This window comes from Cysteiniphilum sp. 19S12-1, from assembly GCF_052030685.1.
In the GTDB taxonomy this organism is placed as follows: domain Bacteria; phylum Pseudomonadota; class Gammaproteobacteria; order Francisellales; family Francisellaceae; genus Caedibacter.
On record NZ_JBQAJM010000082.1, the window covers coordinates 1 to 1180 of the forward strand.

1 protein-coding gene is annotated in these 1180 nt (G+C 36.4%); it reads right to left on the minus strand.

Features of this window, described 5'->3' with window-relative positions; genetic code table 11:
- Positions 1–7: 7 nt before the first annotated feature.
- On the minus strand, positions 8–1129 hold the full coding sequence (locus tag ACTS4L_RS11300; RefSeq protein WP_440652067.1) for an IS701 family transposase: 1122 nt from the start codon (positions 1127–1129) through the stop codon (positions 8–10).
- Positions 1130–1180 lie beyond the last annotated feature (51 nt).

Consider the following 1180-nt stretch of genomic DNA (forward strand, 5'->3'; position numbering starts at 1 on the left):
ACTGAAGTTACGCACTTTTAAATTTCTCACATTCATGTTTCATTTTTAAATACATTTGATAACTTGCTTGATTCGCCGCAATTAAAAGTTTGCGCTTCATAGCATAATGGTTATTTTTGTGAACTATTTTTAACTGCTCTAATCTTGAATACGCAATCAATGATAAAGCCACATGATTAAGTTGAGCCTTTTTAGTGCTGCATGGTGATTTAGTCAACGAAGCGTTTTGCTTTAACGAACGGTGGTAAGTCTCAATATCCCATCTTTTTTGATAGTTCTCATAAGCACAGTCACCCGTCAAAGTAAGATCATTGGTAACCAAATAAAGCTCACCTTGTATGACGTTTCCTTTTTTGAAAACTTTATGGGTGACTGCAACTGGAAATGGTATATCTTTTAGATAGACTTTGCTAGCACTTCCAGCCTCTAATTCCAATGTATCTAATCTGACGTAGTTTCCTGCTTTGGCATCTTGACGGCTTAAGGCAACTAACCTATTGCCTGGAATGCCCAGAATAAACTTACACTTTTGTTGATGAAAAAACAAAATATTCTCTTTCGACGCAAACCAGCTATCACCCAAAATATATTTAAATTTCACATGATTGTATAATGCTTGCTGTACCAAGGATCGAGCCAGTTCATTAACCGTATAACGACTGTAACGATACATCTGTTCTTTGCCTTTTTTATTTTCTTTAACCCCGATCTGGTCTTTTTTAACAACCTCAAAACCTACAGGAAAAGCAACGTCATCATATTTCACCATGGCAGTTAGCAAATTAACCCCTTTAACGGTACGACCCTCAGCGTGATCATAATGATAGTTTATAATGTCGTTCACTTGACTATGCGGTTTGTGACAGATGCTATTATCTAAAATCAACGAACCGTCATCGTTTTCTGCTTGACGGATTGATGTCTTGTTAGATGACCAGATAAATTGAGCGTCATAATCGCCTTTTTGCAGCATCCGAGTAAATGAATCATGCTTAACTTGATTGTCTAAAAGCTCTGCACAACCTGTTGCTGTTGATTGAGCATTCTGTGTGATTAGATAATCAATGTAAATGTCATTTGCTTGGGTCATCCGCATAAAGGTGTCATCAGTTTTATTTATTTCACTCATAATCTGTGGTCGTATTTCTTAAATTCAAACATCAAAAGTGCGTAACTTCAG

Coding starts and splice junctions, on each gene's coding strand:
- ACTS4L_RS11300 (WP_440652067.1), bottom strand. CDS start 1,129: ATGAGTGAAATAAATAAAACTGATGACACCTTTATGCGGATGACCCAA.